Origin of the sequence: Bilifractor sp. LCP21S3_F8, assembly GCF_052117805.1 — a bacterium.
GTDB lineage: Bacteria > Bacillota > Clostridia > Lachnospirales > Lachnospiraceae > Bilifractor.
Genome location: NZ_JBQKIK010000020.1, coordinates 40,373 through 62,298 on the forward strand (window position 1 = coordinate 40,373; position 21,926 = coordinate 62,298).

The 21,926-nt window shown below is 47.2% G+C and carries 16 protein-coding genes; 7 read left to right on the forward strand and 9 right to left on the reverse strand.

The genetic code is table 11. From position 1 onward, the window contains the following. The first annotated feature begins 157 nt into the window (after nt 1-157). The 5 genes from ACTQ3A_RS09855 (at nt 158) to ACTQ3A_RS09875 (ending at nt 4,563) form a co-directional block, all read left to right on the forward strand. Nucleotides 158-556 carry a hypothetical protein gene (locus ACTQ3A_RS09855; protein WP_441494728.1) on the forward strand — a complete coding sequence of 133 codons (399 nt, stop codon included), beginning with the start codon at nt 158-160 and terminating at the stop codon, nt 554-556. Further along, entirely contained in the window at nt 549-1,673 is a 1,125-nt protein-coding gene (locus ACTQ3A_RS09860) for a DUF2800 domain-containing protein (protein ID WP_441494729.1), read from the forward strand. The genes ACTQ3A_RS09855 and ACTQ3A_RS09860 overlap by 8 nt, the downstream gene beginning before the upstream one ends. A 17-nt stretch (nt 1,674-1,690) precedes the next feature. Continuing rightward, a complete protein-coding gene (locus ACTQ3A_RS09865; RefSeq protein ID WP_277674698.1) occupies nt 1,691-2,260 on the forward strand; it encodes a DUF2815 family protein in 570 nt (189 codons plus the stop codon). Between the two features lie 80 nt (nt 2,261-2,340). Then, nucleotides 2,341-2,499, forward strand: a complete 159-nt coding sequence (locus ACTQ3A_RS09870) for a hypothetical protein (RefSeq protein ID WP_441494730.1) — start codon at nt 2,341-2,343, stop codon at nt 2,497-2,499. 72 nt (nt 2,500-2,571) lie between these two features. After that, entirely contained in the window at nt 2,572-4,563 is a 1,992-nt protein-coding gene (locus tag ACTQ3A_RS09875; RefSeq protein WP_441494731.1) for a DNA polymerase, read from the forward strand. A gap of 47 nt (nt 4,564-4,610) precedes the next feature. Here the strand turns inward: ACTQ3A_RS09875 and ACTQ3A_RS09880 are convergent, their stop codons facing one another. The 6 genes from ACTQ3A_RS09880 to ACTQ3A_RS09905 are packed head-to-tail and all read right to left on the reverse strand — an operon-like array spanning nt 4,611 to nt 15,506. After that, a complete protein-coding gene (locus tag ACTQ3A_RS09880; protein ID WP_441494732.1) occupies nt 4,611-5,528 on the reverse strand; it encodes a winged helix-turn-helix domain-containing protein in 918 nt (305 codons plus the stop codon). 20 nt (nt 5,529-5,548) lie between these two features. Beyond that, nucleotides 5,549-8,092: a YgjP-like metallopeptidase domain-containing protein gene (locus ACTQ3A_RS09885; protein WP_441494733.1), complete on the reverse strand. Its 2,544-nt coding sequence runs from the start codon at nt 8,090-8,092 to the stop codon at nt 5,549-5,551. Further along, the gene (locus tag ACTQ3A_RS09890; RefSeq protein WP_441494734.1) at nt 8,092-11,271 is read right to left on the reverse strand and encodes a type I restriction endonuclease subunit R; all 3,180 of its coding nucleotides are present in this window, start codon (nt 11,269-11,271) and stop codon (nt 8,092-8,094) included. The genes ACTQ3A_RS09885 and ACTQ3A_RS09890 overlap by 1 nt, the downstream gene beginning before the upstream one ends. 15 nt (nt 11,272-11,286) lie before the next feature. Next, nucleotides 11,287-12,525: a restriction endonuclease subunit S gene (locus ACTQ3A_RS09895; protein WP_441494735.1), complete on the reverse strand. Its 1,239-nt coding sequence runs from the start codon at nt 12,523-12,525 to the stop codon at nt 11,287-11,289. Further along, the gene (locus ACTQ3A_RS09900; RefSeq protein WP_441494736.1) at nt 12,519-15,191 is read right to left on the reverse strand and encodes an N-6 DNA methylase; all 2,673 of its coding nucleotides are present in this window, start codon (nt 15,189-15,191) and stop codon (nt 12,519-12,521) included. The genes ACTQ3A_RS09895 and ACTQ3A_RS09900 overlap by 7 nt, the downstream gene beginning before the upstream one ends. 36 nt (nt 15,192-15,227) lie before the next feature. Further along, complete coding sequence (locus ACTQ3A_RS09905; protein WP_441494737.1) at nt 15,228-15,506, reverse strand: helix-turn-helix domain-containing protein; 279 nt, start codon at nt 15,504-15,506, stop codon at nt 15,228-15,230. Between the two features lie 453 nt (nt 15,507-15,959). Here ACTQ3A_RS09905 and ACTQ3A_RS09910 point away from each other — a divergent pair, with 453 nt between their 5' ends. Further along, nucleotides 15,960-16,145 (forward strand): hypothetical protein, encoded by a 186-nt coding sequence (locus ACTQ3A_RS09910; protein WP_441494738.1) that lies wholly within the window; start codon nt 15,960-15,962, stop codon nt 16,143-16,145. 267 nt (nt 16,146-16,412) lie between these two features. Next, complete coding sequence (locus ACTQ3A_RS09915) at nt 16,413-17,084, forward strand: hypothetical protein (RefSeq protein ID WP_441494739.1); 672 nt, start codon at nt 16,413-16,415, stop codon at nt 17,082-17,084. Nucleotides 17,085-17,374: 290 nt separating this feature from the next. Here the strand turns inward: ACTQ3A_RS09915 and rlmD are convergent, their stop codons facing one another. From rlmD to ACTQ3A_RS09930, 3 genes are all read right to left on the reverse strand, one after another. Further along, nucleotides 17,375-18,757: a 23S rRNA (uracil(1939)-C(5))-methyltransferase RlmD gene (rlmD, locus tag ACTQ3A_RS09920; protein ID WP_441494740.1), complete on the reverse strand. Its 1,383-nt coding sequence runs from the start codon at nt 18,755-18,757 to the stop codon at nt 17,375-17,377. Between the two features lie 221 nt (nt 18,758-18,978). After that, nucleotides 18,979-19,944: a 3'-5' exoribonuclease YhaM family protein gene (locus ACTQ3A_RS09925; RefSeq protein WP_441494741.1), complete on the reverse strand. Its 966-nt coding sequence runs from the start codon at nt 19,942-19,944 to the stop codon at nt 18,979-18,981. 18 nt (nt 19,945-19,962) lie between these two features. After that, the gene (locus tag ACTQ3A_RS09930; protein ID WP_441494742.1) at nt 19,963-21,498 is read right to left on the reverse strand and encodes a S1C family serine protease; all 1,536 of its coding nucleotides are present in this window, start codon (nt 21,496-21,498) and stop codon (nt 19,963-19,965) included. Nucleotides 21,499-21,926 lie beyond the last annotated feature (428 nt).

The window sequence follows — 21,926 nt, forward strand, 5'->3', positions numbered from 1 at the left end:
ATTCTGAACTGAACACAAAAAGCCCTGGCTCGTGTCCGTATCGGACTGAAGGAAATAGCCAAAAGCTGACAAGGAGGGTGAGCATGCACAGAGCAAGAGCGAGGCCCGGGCTCACCGGGTAAGAATTGAACCAAATGACAAGAAAGGAACAAAGCATATGGCAAAGAAAAAAGACATGGCTCTTCTGATTGAAGGGCTCCGCAGAATCGGCAGCGACTTCACTGCTCTCGCGGATGAACTGGAAGATAAACCTTCTGTTAATGATGAAGTTAAACCTGCTATTTCGGCAGAAACGACCAAAGAATCCATCCCAGAGGAAGCTCCGAAGCAGGAACCGGTTCAGGATGTTCCTACTACGAAAGAAACTCCTGCAGAACCGGCTGCACCAGTATATGAGATGTCAGACGTCCGTAAGATTCTCGCTGACAAGTCCCGCAAGGGATACACCGACAAGGTGAAAGCAATCCTCGAGGCGCATGGAGCTGAGAAGCTCAGTGCCCTTCCGGAGAGCGAATATGCCGCTGTCGTAAAGGAAGCGGAGGCGTTGGATGGCTAAGCACGCATACCTCTCTGCTTCCTCAAGTGCACGCTGGATTGCCTGCACTCCTTCCGCTGAGCTTTGTGCAAGGATGCCGGATGAGTCCAGTCCCTATGCAGAGCAGGGAACCGACGCACACAGTCTCTGTGAGCACCTCTTATTAAAAGCACTCGGCAGAAAGACACGAGACCCCACAGAGGATCTCACCTTCTACGATGCAGAGATGCAGTCCGCAGCAGAAGGCTACAGAGATTTCATCATGGAGCAGGTGGAAGAAGCCAAGAAGCTCTGCCCGGATCCCTTTGTGGCGGTCGAGCAGAGGCTCAACTTCTCCCGCTGGGTGCCGGAGGGCTTCGGAACCGGTGACTGCGTCATCGTAGCGGATGGCCTGATTCACATCTGCGATTTCAAGTATGGCGTCGGCGTAATCGTGAGCGCGGAGAAGAATACACAGCTCATGTGCTATGCGCTTGGTGCCTACAATGCCTTCGGTGATCTGTATGACATCCAGACCGTGAAGCTCTCCATCTATCAGCCAAGACGTGAGCACGTTGAAACCTATGAGATGTCTCTCTCGGATCTCTTGACCTGGGCCGACACCGTGCTGGTTCCGGCAGCCAAACTTGCTTACACCGGCGAAGGAGACTTCCACGCAGGGCCGCATTGTCAGTTCTGCAAGGTAAAGGCAACCTGCCGGGAACGTGCTTCCTACAACATGGAGCTTGCAAAGTTCGAGTTCAGCGATCCGGATCTTCTCTCTGATGAAGAGATCGCCGAGATCCTGGCAAAAGCTGACCATCTCGTCTCATGGGCAGGCGACGTGAAGGACTACGCACTGGAGCAGGCGCTGGCAGGAAAACACTACGACGGATACAAGGTCGTGGAGGGTCGAAGCACGAGAAAGTACAGCGATGAAGGCAAGGTTGCCGAAGTCGTGGAGGCTGCTGGCTTCGATCCTTATGAAAAGAAGCTCAAAGGCATCACAGCGATGACCTCTGAGCTTGGGAAGAAAAAGTTCAACGAACTTCTGAGCAGTCTGATCTACAAGCCGCCCGGAAAACCGGTATTGGTCTGTGACAGTGATAAGCGTCCGGAATACCATACCGCGATTAATGATTTCAAAGACAACGAATAAATGGAGGAAAAAATATTATGTCTATGAAGAATCCCATGAAAGTCATTACTGGCAAGAACACTCGTTTCAGCTATCTCAATGTAAACGAGCCGAAGTCAATCAACGGAGGTGCTGCGAAATACTCGGTATCTCTCATCATTCCGAAGTCTGACACCATCACCATCCAGAAGATTAAAGCAGCAATCAAGGCAGCCTATGAGGATGGTCAGGCAAAGCTCCGTGGAAACGGAAAGTCCGTACCGGCTCTTGATACCCTGAAGATTCCGCTGCGTGACGGTGACAAGGAACGTCCGGATGATGAAGCCTATGCGAATGCCTACTTTGTGAACGCCAACAGCTCCAATAAACCTGGCGTTGTGGATTCGAACAACAATATCATCCTTGATACTTCAGAGCTCTACTCCGGGATCTATGGAAGAGCATCCATCAATTTCTACGCCTTCAACTCGAATGGCAACAAGGGAATTGCCTGCGGTCTGAACGCTTTGCAGAAGCTCCGCGACGGTGATCCGCTTGGCGGGCATGTCAATGCAGAGACCGAGTTCGCCGGACTGGACGATGATGGAGATGATGACTTCCTGTCCTAATGACAAATCAAACAAAGAGTAAATGATTGACAACCAACTGCAGCAGGCAATCTGTCTGCTGCAAACATGGAGGTGACAATATGAGTATGTTTTATGATCTGATGAACAGTATGGTGCGAGGAACGATCTATGGTGCCTGCTTAGTTATCAATGGCTATGGCATCTTCCTCTTATTCCGCTTTCTTTTCAAAAAGTGCAGACAGCTTGTCGAAGGCTTGAAATCAAAGAAGACCGACTGACAATACTGTCTTAGAAACAAGTTTGAGCCTCGGTACCTTGCCGGGGCTCCTTTCAGAATCAGGAGATAGAGAATGGACAAGATAAGAAAACTCTCGATCGATCTTGAGACATACAGTCCCGAGGATCTGAAGAAATGTGGTGTATATCGCTATTCGGAAAGTCCGGAATTTGCGATCCTGCTGTTTGGCGTTTCTGTAAATGACAGTCCGGTAACGGTCTACGACATCGCCTCTGACGAGGAACCGCCGGATGAGATCCTCGAAGCACTGACGGATAACAGCGTGGAAAAGTGGGCGTACAATGCTTCTTTTGAGCGCGTTTGTTTATCTGTCTGGCTGCGCAGGCATCACCCGGGATTCTTCAAAGGCTACGGAGTGCCTGACGATTCCGTCAAGGGATACCTGGATCCAACCGGCTGGAAGTGCTCCCGGATCTGGGGAGCCTACAATGGCCTGCCCCTCTCTCTTGAGATGATCGGCACAGTCCTTGGATTTGAACAGCAGAAGCTGAAGGAAGGCAAAGACCTGATCCGCTACTTCTGCTCTCCCTGTAAGCCGACAAAAGTAAATGGAGGCAGGACCAGAAACTATCCTTCTGATTCACCTGACAAATGGGCTCTTTTCAAGAAATACAACCAGCGTGATGTTGAAGTAGAAATGCAGATCCAGCACCGCCTCCGGAACTATCCGGTTCCGGACTCTGTATGGGATGAATACCACATTGATCAGACGATCAATGATCGCGGCATACTCTGTGATACTGCTGTCGTGGAAAATGCCATCAAGATCGATGCGCTGACAAAAGCCGATCTGATGCAAAAGCTCCAGCGGCTGACCGGTCTTGAGAACCCGAACTCTGTAGCCCAGATGAAAGATTGGCTCGCTCGTCAGGACGTGGCAATCGAGTCTCTTGGGAAGAAGGAAGTGGCGGCTTTATTGCAGAAGGATCTCCCGGAGAACGTCAGAAGCGTTCTGGGACTTCGTCAGATGCTGGCAAAAAGCTCCGTGAAGAAGTATCAGGCGATGCAAACTGCCATGTGCCTTGATCACCGCTGCCGTGGGATGTTTCAGTTTTATGGTGCGAATCGCTCTGGCCGATTTGCCGGGCGGATCGTTCAATTGCAAAACCTCCCCCAGAACCATCTGCCGGATCTTGAACAGGCAAGAGATCTTGTCCGGCAGAATAACTATGTAGCACTTGAAATGCTCTATGACAATGTGCCGCAGGTTCTCTCCGAGCTGATCCGAACCGCCTTCATTCCAAAGCCCGGTATGAAGTTTGTCGTTTCCGACTACTCTTCCATCGAAGCCCGGGTCCTTGCCTACCTTGCCGGGGAGACACATACGATCGAGTCCTTTGCCAGGGGCGAAGACCTGTACTGTGCAACGGCATCCGCCATGTTTCATAAGCCGGTCGTAAAGCATGGCATCAATGGCGAGCTCCGACAAAAGGGTAAGATCGCGACGCTGGCCTGTGGATATGGCGGCAGCGTCGGTGCTCTTAAAGCAATGGGCGCTCTTGACATGGGCCTGAAAGAAGAAGAGCTGCAGCCGATCGTCACAGCATGGCGGGAAGCAAATCCACACATCGTGAAATACTGGTGGAATGTTGATGCCGCAGTCATGAAGGCAGTGAGACTTCATCTTCCATCCCAGGTCGGCTCCATTTATATCTACTACCAATCCGGGATGCTGTTTATCAAGTTACCGTCCGGAAGGCGGCTCTCTTACGTGCAGCCCCGGATCGGCCAGAATCAGTTCGGAAATGACTGTGTCACCTACATGGGAATCTATCAGCAGCATTGGTCCAGAATTGAAAGCTACGGTCCGAAGTTCGTCGAGAACATCGTTCAGGGTGTAGCCCGGGACATTCTGTGCTTTGCCATGAAGAACCTCCGAGATCGCTTCATCGTCGGTCATGTCCATGATGAGCTCATCATCGAAGTTTCAAAGGATACCAACATGCAGGAGATCTGCGATCTCATGGGCAAGACACCGGATTGGATGCCGGGGCTGCTGCTTCGCGCCGACGGATATGAATGCATGTTTTATCAGAAGGATTAAAAGAAGGCGGCCAATTGATGGTCGCCTTTTCGTATGCATCATTAGATTTAATCATCCTGATATTCTGCCAGTGCATCTGTGTCAACAGCCTTTATTTCAAAAGTCTTTCGAGTCGATACGCAGAAGTTATACTCAATCATCAGATTGGCAAGACGCTCTCCATCAATTAAGATGATATGGTGCGTATGAGCATAGTCCTTTGCTTTCTGTGAAAACCTCGCGGTCGTAACAAAAAGTCCGTCACCTTTCTTGCCTGCTATCGCTCCTACAAAACTCTGAATGTCTGGCTGACCTACAACTTTATCAACCGCCCACTCCTTTGCCTGCATGTAGATGAGAGAAAAGCCAAGCTTATCCTCCATGATGATTCCATCAATTCCATCATCGCCTGATGCCACTGTTGCATGGCTTCCAAAATCTGCCTTCCCATATCCCATCTTAAGTAGCAGGTCGACAACGAACTTCTCAAACGTATATGGCGGTATTTTTAACACTTCAGTAAGCAGATCAGATGCAAGACTTTCATTGATCTCCTTGTAGGCATCTTCCAACTGATCATCCGGTGTCAGGTCTTTAGAAGACTCTGATGTCGGATTCCCTCCACCGTCCTCTGTTGATACAGGAGTGGATTGGAACTCAGCGAATGAAGGAAAGCGCTCCAGATACTTTGCATCTATCTTCTCCGGGTTTTCAGCGACTACTTTCTTCCCCGCTTCAGTGATTACAATCGTCGCACGAGCGGGACTGTCCAGAAGTCCTGCCTTTTTCAGATAGGTCTTTGCCCATCCGACCCTGTTTTTAAACACGGTTTGTCTACCGCTCGGAAGCATTTCTGCGAGGTCTTCTGCTGATAAATTTAGCTGTTGAGCTAACATAGCAGTAACGTCCTTAATTTTATAGATCTCACCGTCTTTTACTGCTGCCAGTAAAGGCTTCATTAATTCATCGTATTTTGGCACTGCCATGGTTAGTCCTCCTCCTTGACTCACTGAAGATCGGGATCGCTCCCCAGAGGAGTAATTCCGTTTTCTTTGAGCATTTCATTTATTTCATAAATCGAATTCTCAGCACAGGCTCCTAATACGCATTGATAAACGTATCCCTCGCCCTTCATTGAATTTAATTTAAAGTCTGTTTTACCGAGAAACATCTCAGCCTCTGGCAAAGGTAGCTTCAGACCTACGCATAAGGCAAGAACTGTCTGAACTGAAGTCGGGTACTCTTCATCGTTTCTCAAACGCTGAATGGTTTTTTCTCCCACAAGTGAGCGGTCAGCCAGCTGCTTATTTGAGAGCTTTCTTTCCTTCTGCAGTGCTACCAGCGTCTCAGCAAAGGAACCGGGATATCTACGCATGGCCTCTGACCGGCGCTTTGCGTTCTTGATTTGCTCAAGAAGTGTCTTGTTGTGCGCATTAAGTTCAAAGGAATATTCAACCTGATTTTCAACCGGTGCGGCATTCCGCATAAACTGCGTGTAATACCTTGCCCCTTGATATTTCGATTGATAGCTATATCCCTTCGAGAAGACGACGCAGCACTCATCCATGTGCGAGAGAGCATATTCTGACAACGTAGCATTCCCAGACTGATCTCTCGCTATGTATTTCTCGTTATTGAGAACGAGATGACGATCTGCAAAAATAAACTGTCCGCTGTCAATTAGCTTCTTAAACTCACGATCAAAGCAGTACGCCTTAAACAAATCGGCATAGGGAATAGTGAACGTCTGATTCTTATCCAAGGTACCTGCTTCAAATGAATATCCGCGAACATACTGACCATCCACAAATGGATATGCGCCCTCGGCTTTGGAATATCCCAGATCCATCAGGCGAACCTTGGCGGCTTGTCTCGACACATCGAACAGCTCCGCAAGTTCATCAATGACATTCTCATAGGCTGCAATGCTCGCATCATCAGCCCCGCCATAAACTGCAAGGAGCTGATCCGCCTTCAAACGCGTCGGTCTAGCAGGCATCAAGATTCTCGGAGCGACGCCTTTGGCTTGCCACTCCATCCAGTCTACAGCCTTCCATTTATCTGAATCTATGGAATTAGCGGCTATCTGACATTGAATTGCTCTTCCCAGATTATCATCGGCACCTATCATTTTCATCAACACATGATAAGGCTGATGACGGTACCAGTGGAAGCATTCATGTGCCAGCGTAGTGCGCTTTGTTCCTACAGATCTCTCATAGGAAACACGCGGATCAAGATATACGGTTCCGCGTTTGGCATTGCGAATTGTAATCTTCCGGTGCTTATCGAGAACATTCCCGTTATCAAATATGATAGTCCCAAAGTAAGTAAGATCATCAGACAGAGGAATATCTTCGATAACCTGTAGTTTCATGTCGCTGGCTATTGTCTCGATTGGAACCCTCATCGGTTTATCCAATGCTTCCGGACAATACCTTGTTAGGAACTTCTCAGCCTCGTCTTCAAACTGGTCACGAGAGATAATAGGTACCAGCTCTCCGGACAGACGGTCATTATCAGATTCCTCTTGCGGCTCACAGTCCCCAATACTTAAGATACGGAACCCGGACAGCTCAATACCCAGCGTTACCTGACAATGCACCTTCACCCATTTTTCGAGGAAATATCCTTTCTTTGAGGAAGAAGGCATCTCCATATCACAGGAGACAATCACATCAAAGCAGATAATTCCGGCATCCGCCTGTTCGATATGAATGACATTCTCTATTTCCACATCAGAAACAGTGTCCTTCCCGGTTGTGTTTCTGAAATAGCTGAGAACAGAATCCCGTATATCATCATAGCGGGACTGATTGATCAGTTTTTGAAGCGGGCTTTCATCCTGTGCTTCATAGTAGTCCAACCTACTGTCATTGAGTTCTTTCCTGATCTCTCGCCAATTTGGCATATACCTGTCCATGTTTGCGATGAACACGGCATCATGTTTCCGGGTAATCAAGTGGGTAAGTTCATGCAAAATAATATAATCGAGACACACATAGGGCTTCTGAGCGAGCTGCAGATTAAACCATAGCTTTTTTTTATCCGTGCTGCAGGCACCCCATTTTGTGACCATATATTTTGTTTGCCAAGAATCGCACTTAAGGCCTGTCTGTGCTTCCCACTTGGGCAGGCGTTTTTCAATCTCTTCTTTCAGAATCTTTCGATATTCCTCTTTGACATAAGCATCCCGCTGCTTTACTGTGCTTTTGGCACTCATGGAAAGAATAATATCCTGGTTCTGAATCTCGAAGCTATTTTTCTGATTGTCCGGCTTAAAGACAAGGAAGTACTGCTTTCCCCAGATATACATCGTCTCACCGGAAACATACTGCCGCTTCGATGCCCTTGGCTGATCCCGAAACTGCGCAATAGCCCTCTTGATAAAGCCCAGCTGTGTTCTGGCATAAGCCTCTATAGCTTTATCGTCCACGGATAAAGGCGTAGAAATTACCACATGTCCATCCGGCGGTTTCACCTGAAGGTGCATATTCTTTATATTCTTTTTTTGCACATCAATCGGAATCCCGGAAATGACAATGCGCATTAATACTCCTCCTGCTTCTCAATGATCTTATAGATGCGTTCCACCTCGGAGTCATCACCCAGAATCTCAAAGAGAGCCTTTTTTATTCTCCTGACAACCACCTGATTATCCCTGAAACCAAACAGTGCTTGCTTTTTCACGGCATTGTGAATTCGAAGAGCAAGTTTTTCGTCCTCGCCGGTGTTGTCATAAATGGCCATGAGCGCCTTGCTCTTACGGATGCTTTCCGGATATTTATCGTTATCCTCCGGGCAATCGACATCCTTGGCCAGCTTTATATATTTCTCAAGCATCTCAGCGTAGTCAAGAACTCCCTGCTTACGCTCTTCGATGAGCTTATCAAGGATTTCTGACATCTTTGCGTAATAGCGTGGATTGACGGTAACCTTTTCGATAACCTTCTTACGGATGTTATTCTCGATGGCCTCTGCTGCACCTTCCTTGTGGCCGCTATCACCTTCTCCGGTAAGCGTTTCGCCCTGTTTTACTACGAAATCCAATAGGGTAAGATCATCAAAATCGCCAATCTTCTCAGCATCCGCTGCCGTGATATAGTTATCGATCATCTTTCTCATATCAGGCTCATAGGCCTTCAAATCGAGGAAATCACCACTGGCCGTAGCGATGGTTTTCTTCAGCTCAATGTAGAAAGTGACCTTCTTGTCATATTCATTCAGTTTGCCAGATGAAATATCATCAACCAGATATGGCTTTGCTTCCGCGAAAGCTCTGACAAGACTGCTCACCAGACGATAGAGTTTTTCTCTTAGGCGTGCGTAAATCTCGTCGCTCTCCTCCGACTGACCAGAAACACCACAGAAATAGTGGATGTACTGGATCTCACCACGAGGTTCCTCGACGCCTTCGCAAAGTTCTTCGACGGCATCATACACTTCCTCAAAATAGGATACCGTAGCATCATGGCGATCCTTAACAAGTCCTTTTACATCCTCCGGATCATATCCTTCAAAAGCGCCGGAAGTATAGTCCTTCATTGCAGTCTGGAGCTGTCCAAACAACTGCTTGTAATCTACGATATAGCCGAAATCCTTACTATCATCATCAAGACGGTTGACGCGGCAAATCGCCTGAAACAGGCCATGATCCTGCATCTTCTTGTCGATGTAGAGGTAGGTACAAGGAGGCGCATCAAATCCGGTGAGCAGCTTGTCCACGACAATAAGGAGCTTCATATTTGCAGGCTCCTCTACAAACTTCCGTTTTGCTTCCTTTTCAAATTCCTCTACCTTGGCCTGAACCGATCCCGCATTCGAAAGGTCAGAAGGATCGAGTCCCAGCATCTTCAAATACGTCTCGTATTTGAGGAATGTTTCAGTATCATCCTCATCGCTGACGGTATCAGTGCGCAGTTCGCCCTTGTTCGGTGTATAGGAAGATATGATGGCGCATTTCTTAAAGCCCATCTGTTGGAAAATTTCGTAATACTTACAAGCCGTAGGAATACCATCAGCTACAAGAATCGCATTACCGTTTCCATCCATCAGGCGTGGCTTCATATTAAAGTCCTGAATGATGTCCCACGCCACCTTTTCAAGACGAGAGCGAGAGCTATATACCTTCTGCATCGTGCCCCACTTCTCTTTGAGCTTTGCCTTAGCGCGAGAAGAGAGGCCTCTGGTCTTTACATCAAACCACTGATCAACACGATCCTGTGACGACAAATCCTGCGGAACATCACGGTATTCATAACGCAAATCCAGCACGACACCGTCGGCCACACCTTCGTTATATTTATAAGTATGGATATATGTACCGAAAACTTCGATACTGCTCTTTTTGTCCTTTTTTAGCAACGGAGTACCCGTAAAACCGATAAATATGGCATTCGGCATGATAGTCTTCATCGCCGTATGGAGCTTACCGGACTGCGTCCTGTGGCATTCGTCTACAAATACCACAAGATTTCCCTTTGCCTCGAAATCAGCAGGGAGGGAGGCTTTCAGTTCTTCAATATACTTATCGTAGTCATTCTCTGTCGCTTCACCGCCACGACGGCCAAACTTATGCACGAGGGAGCAGATCAGCGAATCATCATATACATTTAAACGATTCAGCAAATCTTTACCGCTCTTGGTACGAACAATATTCTCATCCACACCAGTGAATGTTTTTTCTATCTGCTCATCAAGCTCATCTCGGTCTGTCACGATAAGGACACGGGCATTAAGCTCCGCCCAATGTGTTAGAATCCACTTTGCAAGCCATACCATTGTCAGCGTTTTGCCTGAACCCTGTGTATGCCAAAGAATACCACCTAGCGTTTTATCCGGATCTCTATTCGGATTGTGAAGCTCCGGTATCAGATTATTAAGCCGCTGCTGCGTGCGCTTAATGCCAAAATACTGATTGTACCTGCACACTTTTTTGATGCCTTTATCAAAAACAACGAAATTCATGATAAGGTCGATAAAACGTTCCTTATCGAACATGGCATATATCTGCTTCAGGAGTTTATTCTCTATGCCTTCACAGGTTTTACTGATACGAACATCTACTGGATCACGCTCCTCCTCATGTTCTTTGAAGCCGTCATCCTTCCACTCCATATAGAACTTCTCTCCGGTCAGAAGCGTGCCATAGCGCAGACCCTCCGACTCGTTTCCTGCCATACAGAACTGCATGGTAGTAAAGAAGCCCCGAATAAAGGAGTCCTTCTGATTTGTGAGATTCTGGCGGATGCCTTCGGACACAGAGATGCTGCTTCGTTTTAATTCGATAACGGCTACAGCAATACCGTTCAAATAGATGACAAGATCCGGCCTCTTCTCCTGCCGCTCAACAACAGTTACTTCCTCAGCGATTGCAAAGTCATTATTCAGCGGATTGGCCTCGTCGATAAGTTCAACCGTCACCGGAGGCTTCTCCGGACTCTCACTGACCGGGATGCCATACTTCAACCGTGAGTACACAGTCTTATTGGCATCATAGACCCCACGAGAAAGATTTCCAGCTTCCTGCTGAAGCTGCATAACAGCGGCATCAATCAGCTTTTCCGAATATCCCTTCAGTCGAAGATACTGGCGCAGGCGATCTTCCTTGATGTTCTTATTCTGATAATCCGACAGGTTACCGATATATTGGTAGCCCAAGATTTCCGGATCTTTAAAGAAGCGGATCACTCTTTCCTGTGTTTTAATTTCGGCATCCCCAATACTCATTCGACAGGCACCTCCTTATATCAATCTAACCTTGCCAGTCAGCAGTTCTTCCATCATGCCTTGCTTTACCTTCTGATACTTGGAGAGTTTCGCTTCAAGTTTTTTTATTTCTAAATCCATGTCTTCAATTACCACAGCAATTTCTTCTTGTTCTCTCAAAGAGGGAATTGAGATTTCATACTTCAGAAAGTCAGCCGGTGTAATTCTTTGTTGGCTATTTGAAGTACCGGAAGACATATCTTCAAAATCTTGTGTCACTTTATCTGTCAGTAATAATTGCTTTAAAAAAGACAAATTAATCTTGTCGGATTTATAGGGCAGAAATTCCGACGAACAAACCGCCTTTTCGTCGCAATCCCTGATGTACCACACTCTTCTTTGCCTCACATTTAGTTTATTGAATAAAAGTGTGTCTGGCGAGATTCTGATTCGACTACTTAGCATGAATTCACCCAACATTTGATTTGGCTTTTCTCCAGCATCAAATGCTGGCATACTATATTCCTCAAATATTGTTTTTGGCTCTTGACTTGGATTGATCGAAGTCTTAGAAAGGCTTCCAAGTTCGCCTAATGAAACTTTTACAAAATTTCCATTGTATCCCGGCATTCTTGTTTTACCAGTCAACAACATCTGCATCGTGCCCTGACGGATATCCTTCTTTTTCCAGATGAGTTTTTCAAGGTCAGAAATGAGTGTCTCGATATCACTTATTGCTTCGACAATTAATTTCTGTTCTTCGATGGACGGTCTTGGAATACGGATTTCCAGCAAACGCTCCTTTGATATATTTTTCATACTGTTACTTGTACCTGTAGCAAGAGCATGTATAGCATTTTTATACCTATACTGATTCAATAAGTAATTTAGCCAGCGAAAGTCATACTTCTCCGGCTTGCTATTTACCACTTGCCATAACCTGTCTGGCAAAAAATAACCCTTGGCGTCTTCAGCTACATACCCGCACGCACCTACTAATTGTGGAGTGTTCATCCTGCTTATGATAATGCTTCCTTTTTTTACCGGACATTTAAGACGCGCATACTCCTTTTTGACTACGGGCTTAGCCTCATCTATGTTGATAAGACCATCAGAAATTGCAGATGTCTTCAAAACAAAGAAATCCCCATTTTGCCTTTCATCAGAATTTACACTTACTCCAGCTTCAAGGTTTTGAAAAGCGTCTGATAGTGAGGTCACCTCCCATTCCTCTGGCATAGATCCTATTTCTGTTTCTTTATATTTGCTTACCATTCGAATCCCATCCTTTCCAGATGAGACTTTACCTTTGCCTCATACTCAGTTGTTTCTTTATCAAGCTCCGGAAGTGTATCTTCATAACGATCCGCAAGTTCAATTATCCTATTTGTCAGGTGATGAGAAATCGCGGCGTACAAATCAGCAATACCAAAGAAGATACTATCAAACCACTTCTTGTTTACCAGCAGCTCCAGAATTTCTTCGTGTGTCAGGCTGTCATATCTTGCTCTGCATTTTTCATCCAGTGCCTTGTTCAGGTCTTTGACAACCTTGTTGTAATCTGAAATCTTGCCACACAGCTCCAACGCAGCTTTCAGCTGATTAACATCATCCTGCAAGCTTTCCGGTACGCTCTCTACTGTACGAATATTAAATAAGCGCAGCATGATAGAAGACTTTGTAACAGTTCCTTTTTCTGTTACAGCACTTTCGCAAAGCGGGTGTCCCACCAGATATGCCTGAAGGCGCTTCTTCTGCATCGGAAGTTGATCCATCAAATGTTCCAACTCTATGGTTTCCTCTGTCTCTACATGCTGAGTAAGTTCCTCAATCTTGGCTTCTAAGTCCTTAGCCTTGACTTTTCCGTCCTCAGCCACATCGGCAAGAGCAGATTCTTCATCGGCGCTCTCAACCAGATCAGAAAGCAGGGATTCCGTTTCTGCGACAACGTTCTCGGCTTCCTCTATAGCATTCTTTTCCTCACGGAAGAAGGCATCTATCACGATGGCCTTTGGAATCAATCTTCCTTCCCATCCAGTGACTTTCATCTCACCTTTATTCTTGCCCTGCGTGATTTCCTCTTCGATATTGTCCGTCGCTCTGGCATTGGCATAGCCATCCGGTTCGCTTATTATAAGTGACACATCATCGTTCATGACCTCATTCCAATAAGCCAGCAGCACTTGATACACGTCGTATTTATCAATCAGCGTCAGGTGTTCAAATTCAGCAAGGATATCTTCAGCAAGGCTAACGATTAACTCTCTCGCAGATACATCTTCATCAAGGGAAGATAAAGTGGGATATTCCTTGGCCTTCCATGCTGCGAAAGCCTCATCGAGTTTCTCACCGTATTCTGAGAACTCGGCGTTTTTATATATCGTCTGACGGATATTCTCATGCTCCACATTCAAGCTGTAATACTTTTCGCTAATCGCCGTCAGCAACTCAGCCTTTAGCGAAGGGAACACATCCCAATATTTAGACAGACTGTCAATATCAACCGCCGGAATACCGCCATGAATATGCGCATAGATATCCTGAACATCCTCTGGATCTGTGGAATCAATATAGCGAGTAATGTTCAGGTTATACCCGTTTTTCTTTTCGATTTCATCGTTTGGTACGAAACGCGCATACTTCGGATCAGTTGTAATCTGGTTGTTGAATGTCGTGACGATCTTATAGATGTCCTGCTCACGCAGCCGGTTCTTATTTCCATCTTTTACATAACCACGGCTCGCATCAATCATAAAGATGCCCTGACGGTTCGCTGCGCCTTCTTTATCAATCACGAGTACGCAGGCAGCTATGCCGGTGCCGTAAAACAAGTTTGCCGGAAGGCTGATAATGCCCTTGATCCAGTGTTTCTTTATAATTGCTTCTCTAATAGTCGCTTCGGCATTTCCACGGAACAGAACACCATGAGGGAGAATAACCGCAGCCTTGCCATTTGACTTCAATGTCTTAAGGATATGCATGAGCCAAGCATAGTCGCCGTTCTTTTCCGGTGGCGTGTCCCCATAGCCCTCGAAGCGACCATATTCTTTACCGGCAATACCATCGCGCCAATTCTTCATAGAGAAGGGCGGATTTGCCACTATGTAATCGAAACGTTCAAGTATGGAATTATCGGATTTATCAAGATACTGCGGATTTGAGAATGTGTTACCGCTCTTGATGGTAATCTCGGCCTTACGATGCAAGACGGCATTCATCTTCGCCAGACCAGCTGTCGTGCTTTCCTTTTCTTGGCCATATCCCATGATCGGGATAGGAGCTGCATCAATGGCTCGAATTAATAGGCTGCCACTTCCACATGCCGGATCGCATACCGTGGCGCTGGTGTCCGTGCAACGGCTGATTCCCACGACATTGGCAAGGATTCTGGAAACCTCTGCAGGTGTATAGAATTGTCCCTTGCTCTTTCCGCTTTCTGTAGCGAATTTTCGCATCAAATATTCGTAGGCGTCTCCGATGATATCATCACCTTCAGCCTTATTCCGGGAGAAGTCGAGTTCCGGGCGCTGGAAGATGGATATGAGATCGGTCAACTTATCGACCATTTCCTTACCGCTTCCCAGCTTCTTCTCATCATTAAAATGAGCAATATCAATAACACCCTTCAGGTCAGTATTCTCGTCAGCAAGGCGTGCTATGATTTTATCCATACCTTCGCCGATGTTTTTCTTTCCCTTCAGAGCAATAAAGTCATCAAAGGAGCAGCCCGTCCGTTTCTCCGGATCGGGATCTTTATCATGTGCCTTATCAAAGACCTTAATGTCTTCATAGGCTCCTTTATTCTTAAATTTATCAGTGACATACTTCATGAACAAAAGTGTCAGGATATAGTCCTTATACTCTGAGGAATCCATGCCTCCGCGAAGTTTGTCACAGCTCGCCCACAGCGATGCATATAGTTGTGTTTTCTTGACAGCCATAGTTGTCTGCTCCTCTATCCCTGATTTTTGTCTAAATCAATCTGCGCTTTTTCCACTTTTAACCCATTCATCTAGTTCAGTTTTCTTGAATTTCCATTGCTTGCCAATCTTCTGGGCAGGCAGACCTTTCTTTTCATTTCTAATCCATCCACGAAGTGTTACTGGCTTGATATCCAGATAGTCCGCGGCTTCGTCAAGGCTGATCCACTTATCGTTGCTTATCTCTTCCATTTCTTCACCTCGTGTTAATTCGGCTTCATTCAAATATGCAAAAAATTCAAATTTATTATACTCTATCATCATTTCAGTGTTCAATCGTTTCTTGCTATTTGATGATATTTATTCATATTTCCGCGATTTCTGTAAATGAACCGGACATGGATATGTCCGTGTTTTTTTTTGTTTATTTTTCAGTCCCTATTAGATTTCTGCCATTGCAGTCAAGGCATTTTTCCTCCAATAACGGACATAGCCGTGTCCGGGGTTTAACACCTCTTTTCTGGCACTATAAGGTTGTCTTCAGAAAGACACCACATAGTCGATCGCTTGGCGCGCAGAGCGGTTCAATCGATTATGGCGGTCGCAATTTAATGCGAATCCAACGTACGCGGATGATTACCTTATTCATCATTATCCCGTCTTTGTACGTAAAGCATCACCACACAACAGCCTCCGATCAAGGCTGACCCGAACGTTTGGTGATGCACCTGCAAACGAGGACATTGCTCATAGGGTAAGCAAGCCTCCATGACAAAAGGAGACAAGAGCATGTCAAACGAAGAATGGATTATCAATCTAGAAAACACAGCAGACGAGGTTGCCGGTATCTGCGGAAGCGAAGTTGTTCGCTTCATTCTCAGGGAACACGGTGCAAGAAGCATCTACGACCTGAATCCGGGCGACTACGCAGAAGTATTCTCTGAGCTTTATGCCTACATCGAGAACTACGACTGACAACTGAATACGAAAGTCCTTCGGTCCTATCGTCCAGCTAACGATCAGGCCAAGGCAAGGGAATTCCCTGCTCCACTCGGTGCGCCCTACCGCGGATAGACGAGTGCATCTCCGGATGGAGCAGGCAGCAAGACAAATTTGGTTCAGCTTCATGCACAGCTGGCCGCCAATTAGAAACGGGGTAACCCGCTTAGGTGGCCTGAATGAAGGAAAAATTGAATCTGTCATCACCGGCTCCCCGTTTCGGAAAGAAACGAGGAAGCCAAGATGGCAATCAAAGTCAAACGAGTAAATTTTTATGACAACAGCAGAATTTATGCAACAGTAGAAGTTAAGACCTATGAGGATGGACGCGTTGAAATCGTACCTCCTGACGGATACCGGATGTATCCGATGGATATTGAGACTGCTGACACCTCGGCACACAGCTTTGTACCAGAACTTATCCGCATGTGGTGGAAAGGCAGTCGTCGGTACAAATGCTACATGGTACCCGTCCTTGAGGAACTGTTCAATGCGATGATGCGGCCTGACTGGTCGGAGGATAAGCGTAATCTTCGTTCCCATAAGTGCCGTGTTGAAGGTGCTCATGGAACACCAATCATATGCCGCAGGGCATCCTGCACCGGCTGTCCAAATGCTGGGAAGGATATGGAGACAAATCAGACATCCTATATCGAAGACCTGAAGAAGAACAGCAACTGGGAACCTGCCACAGAGGACATCACGAGTACTGAAGCTATGGGGCGTATTTTATACGATGAGCTTATCGACTTTCTTGCAAAGCATCAGAAAAAACTGGCTCAAATCAAGCTTCTCGAGGATGAAGGTTATAGTGTGAATGAAATTCATAAAATACTGGATCTTCCCAGCAACACAATCTATTCCGATCGGAAGCGGATAAAGAAGCTGGAAGGCGAATTCTTCAAAGAGGATTAACACGATAGGAGGCGGTGCAGATGATGATTCTGCATCGCCTTCTTTTCTATTCCTGCTAAAATAGCCTTTTCACAGTCTCGACCTCTGAAAAATAGCCTTTCCACAGTCACAACCCCTGAAAATAGCAAAGCCACAGTCTCGCCAGTTAAAAATTCATCAAAATAGCCTTCCCACAGTCACGCCCGACCAACTTTCACATTTTTTCTAAAAGATAAAGCGGCACCCGCCTCTCTTCTCAGAAAGACGGATGCCGCAGAAATGGCTTAAACACGGGCTTTTCCAGCCCTCTTTCAATTTGTTCTTGTTAGTAGAGCCACTGTCTCCACGTGAACAGTCTCGCTGAACTGATCATACGGCTGCACGTATTCTATCCGAAATCCGTTCTCCGACAGAAATTTCAAATCCCTTGCAAGTGTTGCCGGATCACAGCTTACATATACAACCCGATCCGGTTTCATGCGCACAAGCGTCTCCAGGAGTTTTTCATCGCAGCCCTTCCTCGGCGGATCTACTACTGCGACATCCGCACGGATTCCCTGGTTTTCGAGCCTGGGCACAACCTCTTCCGCCTTACCGACATAGAATTCGGCGTTCTCTATCCCGTTGAGCAGAGCATTTCTTTTTGCGTCCTCAATCGCTCTCGGCACGATTTCCACTCCGATAACCTGTCTGGCATTCCGGGCTAGAAAGAGAGATATGGTTCCGATTCCGCAGTACAGATCCATGACTGTTTCATTTCCATGAAGGTCTGCCAGCTCCAGCACCTTCTCATAGATGCGCTGTGTCTGAACCGGATTCACCTGGTAGAAAGACGCGGGAGAGATCTGATACCGTACGCTTATTCCGAATTTCCCCGATTTCAGAATATCTGTAATATATTCCTGGCCCCAGACCGGCTTCACCGGACCGATCATTATGACATTTGTCCTTTTGGTGTTGCTGCTGAAGGTCAGTCCGGTCATTCCGGGAATTTTTTCCAGACGTGTCACAAGATCTCTACTAGCTGTTATCCTGTCGCCATTGATCATCAGGCACACAATGATTTCGCCGGTCGCGAATCCCTTCCGGATCAGGATATGCCGAATCAGTCCCTTTCCGGTTTCTTCGTCATATGCCGGAATGCGGTTATCCTTCATCCAGCTGAGGATCGCGTTCAGAATCTCCCGGTTCTCTGAACAGCCCAGCAGACAGTCCGGATTTGGAATGATGGTATGGGTTCTTCCGGCAAAAAAACCCGCTATCGGTTTGCCGTCGCGGTCTGTACCGACCGGAAACTGTGCCTTGTTCCGATAGCGGAACGGAGATTCCATTGCTATGATTTTCTGGATTTCGAGGTTTTCAAAGCCACCGATTCTTTTCAGATCATTCCGTACCTTATTCTCTTTCATTGCCAGCTGTGCCGGATATGACATCATCTGCAGCTGACATCCCCCGCATCGAAGCGCTGCAGGGCACGGAGGCTCAACTCTGTCGGGAGAGGCCTTCAGCACATGTTCAAGCCTGCCGTAACCGTAAGACTTTTTTGCCTTGATGATTCTGACTTCCGCCCTGTCTCCCGGTACGGTGTCCTTGACAAACAGGGTATACCCGTCCTCTGTCCGCCCGATTCCTGCACCGTCCTGCCCGATGTCGATGATATCCGCCGTTACGGTTTCATTTTTCCTGTATCCCATACTTCCTTCCGATTTCTGATGTAATCCCACATGTATCTCCCGACCCGTTCTTCTTTCAGCTCACCTGGGTCTTCGACCCTGTCCGGATGTCAGCCTGTCCGGGTCACTGACTCTTCCCGGATGTCAACCTGCCCGGGTCAATGATTCTTCCCGGATGTCAACCTGCCCGGGTCACTGACTCTTCCCGGATGTCAGCCCGTCTGCAGCTCCTGTTCTGCCTCTTATTTCAGCTCGTCCAGATCTCCTGTCCTGCGGATATTGGATTCGAATACACGGTTGTACCCGAACCACTCATCCATCGGCTTCTGGGCATTGGACTTGAAGAGCTCGGTCATGGTCTCCAGTCTTGCATCCGCGTTATCTGCCAGATTCAGCGCAAGCGCCTCAGCAAGTGCAGGTTTTTTCGGAGAGCCATACTCATACTCTCCGTGATGAGCCAGGATGCAGTGCTTCAGATCCGACTCCAGCTTCGCGGGGAATCCCGGAATTGTTCTGGCCGTGTCGTGAATCATCTCCGCTCCGATCATGATATGTCCGAGAAGCTGACCGTCATCGGTGTAGTCATTCTGCGGGAACGAAGAAATCTCCACCGTTTTTCCGATATCGTGACAGATTGCGGCCGTGAGCAGCAGATCGGAGTTCAGGATCGGATAATATTTGGTGAAGAAGTAGCACATGTTTGTGACGTACAGCGTGTGCTGCAAAAGTCCGCCGACAAAGGCGTGATGAATTGTCTTCGCCGCAGACGCGCTCTTGAAGCGTCTGATAAATTCCGGATCGTCGACAAAGTAATGATTCAGAAGCTGATGCAGATAGGGATTCTTTACCTTGTTGATGAAGTTCAGGAGCGCGCCGAACATCTCATCGATATTCTTGTCGCTCGTTGGAAGATAATCGGACGGCTTGTACTCCCCTTCCTTCGCGACACGCACTCTTTTCAGGGAAACCTGAAGGGATCCGTTGTATCTCGATACATCGCCGATGATGTCCACATAATCAAGCGCGTTAAAATCGTCGATGCCCGGTGAATCCGGGTCCCAGATCTTACCGTCAACCGTTCCGGTCTTGTCCATCAGGATCACGTTGTCATAGTTTTTACCGTTTTTCGTTGTTGCGGAGGTCCTGGATTTTACCAGATAGATTCCGCTGATTTTCATTCCTTCATTCAGTTCCTGAATATATAGCATAAAAGCCTGTCCTTCCCGTTATTTCTCTCCCAGTGTGACGCTGAACGTAACCTGCGCGTATCCTTCAGCCCCTTGTCTCATGGCAGTGACTGTAATGACGTTATCTGCCTTCAGCTTTAGCAGAACGTTCTCCAGATCCTGAACTGTCCGGATCTTTTTCCCGGATATATCTGTGATAACATCATATTCCTTGAAGCCCGCAAGCATCGCCGGTGAATCCTGTGTTACCTCAGTAACCAGAAGACCGACCGGGATCCCCGTGGTCTGCGACAGACTTTCGGTTACCTCTCTTCCTTTGATGCCCAGATACGCGGTCGTCTCATTGTTCGACAGTCTCTGAATCAGAGCCTTGATCCCGGAGATGGCATAGGCGGTGATCGTAGTGCCTTCATCACCGATGTTCTGTGGAATCAGTCCGATGATTTCACCTTTCATATTCACAAGGATTCCGCTCGTGGAGCTGCTTCCTTCCATATCTGTCGTCAGGATGCTGTATTCGGAATCCACGGCAGATATCTTGTTTGAGACTGAGGTTACTATCCCGTTTGCAACGATATCACTATAGCCCATCAGGTTTCCGAGCGCAAGTACCGGATCGCCCTGGTGAACGGAATAGGAATTTCCGAGAGGAGCAGCCGCGAGCTTGCTTTTCGCGGTCTCGCTTATGTCCGACGGAGCGACTGTCAGTACGGCCAGACCCGTATCGGAATCCGACTTTCTGAGTGCAGCCTGAACCATTGAGTTGTCGCTGAATTTGACCATGATATTCTCAGAGCCTTCTACCGCACTGCTCTCAGTCAGGATGTAATCGTTGTCCTCTGTCTCGGCGATCAGTATGCCGGCTACCTGCTGCTGTGTCTGATAGTCCTCATTGAAATAATCGAGCTGACTGTTGACACCGATGACTTCTACAAGAGATCGTTTTGCCTCATCCGCAGTCTTCAGCATGTCCTGATAGAGCTGCTGATATTCTTCCAGCGTGATCCCATTCGATCCGGCCGCACTCTCTGTCCCGTTTGCGTTCGAATCCTCCGCAGCCGACTGTCCGGAACCGGATTCTGAAGCAGACTCATTTCCGAATACAGAAACTGTCGCGGCCGAGGCGGAGACAGAATCTGTCGGGGAGAGATACTGCGGTGTTTCTGCAGATCCAGATGTGGCGGCTGCAGAAGAGGATGAGAGCGCAGTATTCTCCGATGACGATGAAACGGAAGCCAGAGCTTCCGGGGCGGAATCCTCCGGTATGGTTATTTTCTCCTTGTCTGCCCCGAAGGCTCGTCTTGCCACGGGGTAAATGCCAGCGTGTACAAAAGCAGAAATTGCGCCGATTGCCACTCCGATTCCGATCACGGAGAGAACACGCATGACCTGTGCTTTATGGCTTCTGGGTTTTTCGCGGATCACCTGATTGATGAACTGGTAGGTATCCTTCGTTTCTGCATCGGTTTTCTCTGCGGAAGTCTCAGCAGAAGACGGGCCGCGCATTTCAGCGGAATCGGATTTTTCCATTTCTTCGGCCGATTCCGGATTTGTCTTGAATGTATCGTCCTTCATAAGATTTCTCCATAGGGCGCGGGCATTCTTCCGCCGTACGCTCATAAGAAAAACGGTTATCCGCTGCCCGGGTGTCAGCTTCCTCTGCGGTCAGCGGCCATTGGAATCTCGATATAACGATGTAACTATAGCAAAGACATATGAACATTTTATGAATGTCCTGCGGTTTCTGACGGTATTTTTGACTCAGACGGTTTCGAAAATCTGATTTTTAGAGTATGATAAGTAATGGTATGGCTTTGCCTGTTTATGCATTGCTTCGAAGAACACACGACAGTTGTAAATGTATAATCACCAGATTTGGCAATAATTATTAACTAAAACTTCCCACACTCAAAAGGTGTGTTGAACCTTGAAAACTCAATAATGTAGGCAATTAAAAAGGCATAGACGCTGTGCCTTTGGTATAATTGAGTTGACTAGAAACA

Excerpts from the sequence above, each read along its gene's own strand:
- ACTQ3A_RS09915 (WP_441494739.1), top strand. The coding sequence starts at position 16,413 with ATGGCAATCAAAGTCAAACGAGTAAATTTTTATGACAACAGCAGAATT.
- ACTQ3A_RS09925 (WP_441494741.1), bottom strand. The coding sequence starts at position 19,944 with ATGCTATATATTCAGGAACTGAATGAAGGAATGAAAATCAGCGGAATC.
- rlmD (WP_441494740.1), bottom strand. The coding sequence starts at position 18,757 with ATGGGATACAGGAAAAATGAAACCGTAACGGCGGATATCATCGACATC.
- ACTQ3A_RS09860 (WP_441494729.1), top strand. The coding sequence starts at position 549 with ATGGCTAAGCACGCATACCTCTCTGCTTCCTCAAGTGCACGCTGGATT.
- ACTQ3A_RS09910 (WP_441494738.1), top strand. The coding sequence starts at position 15,960 with ATGTCAAACGAAGAATGGATTATCAATCTAGAAAACACAGCAGACGAG.
- ACTQ3A_RS09855 (WP_441494728.1), top strand. The coding sequence starts at position 158 with ATGGCAAAGAAAAAAGACATGGCTCTTCTGATTGAAGGGCTCCGCAGA.
- ACTQ3A_RS09880 (WP_441494732.1), bottom strand. The coding sequence starts at position 5,528 with ATGGCAGTGCCAAAATACGATGAATTAATGAAGCCTTTACTGGCAGCA.
- ACTQ3A_RS09930 (WP_441494742.1), bottom strand. The coding sequence starts at position 21,498 with ATGAAGGACGATACATTCAAGACAAATCCGGAATCGGCCGAAGAAATG.
- ACTQ3A_RS09890 (WP_441494734.1), bottom strand. The coding sequence starts at position 11,271 with ATGAGTATTGGGGATGCCGAAATTAAAACACAGGAAAGAGTGATCCGC.
- ACTQ3A_RS09900 (WP_441494736.1), bottom strand. The coding sequence starts at position 15,191 with ATGGCTGTCAAGAAAACACAACTATATGCATCGCTGTGGGCGAGCTGT.
- ACTQ3A_RS09870 (WP_441494730.1), top strand. The coding sequence starts at position 2,341 with ATGAGTATGTTTTATGATCTGATGAACAGTATGGTGCGAGGAACGATC.
- ACTQ3A_RS09895 (WP_441494735.1), bottom strand. The coding sequence starts at position 12,525 with ATGGTAAGCAAATATAAAGAAACAGAAATAGGATCTATGCCAGAGGAA.
- ACTQ3A_RS09885 (WP_441494733.1), bottom strand. The coding sequence starts at position 8,092 with ATGCGCATTGTCATTTCCGGGATTCCGATTGATGTGCAAAAAAAGAAT.
- ACTQ3A_RS09875 (WP_441494731.1), top strand. The coding sequence starts at position 2,572 with ATGGACAAGATAAGAAAACTCTCGATCGATCTTGAGACATACAGTCCC.
- ACTQ3A_RS09865 (WP_277674698.1), top strand. The coding sequence starts at position 1,691 with ATGTCTATGAAGAATCCCATGAAAGTCATTACTGGCAAGAACACTCGT.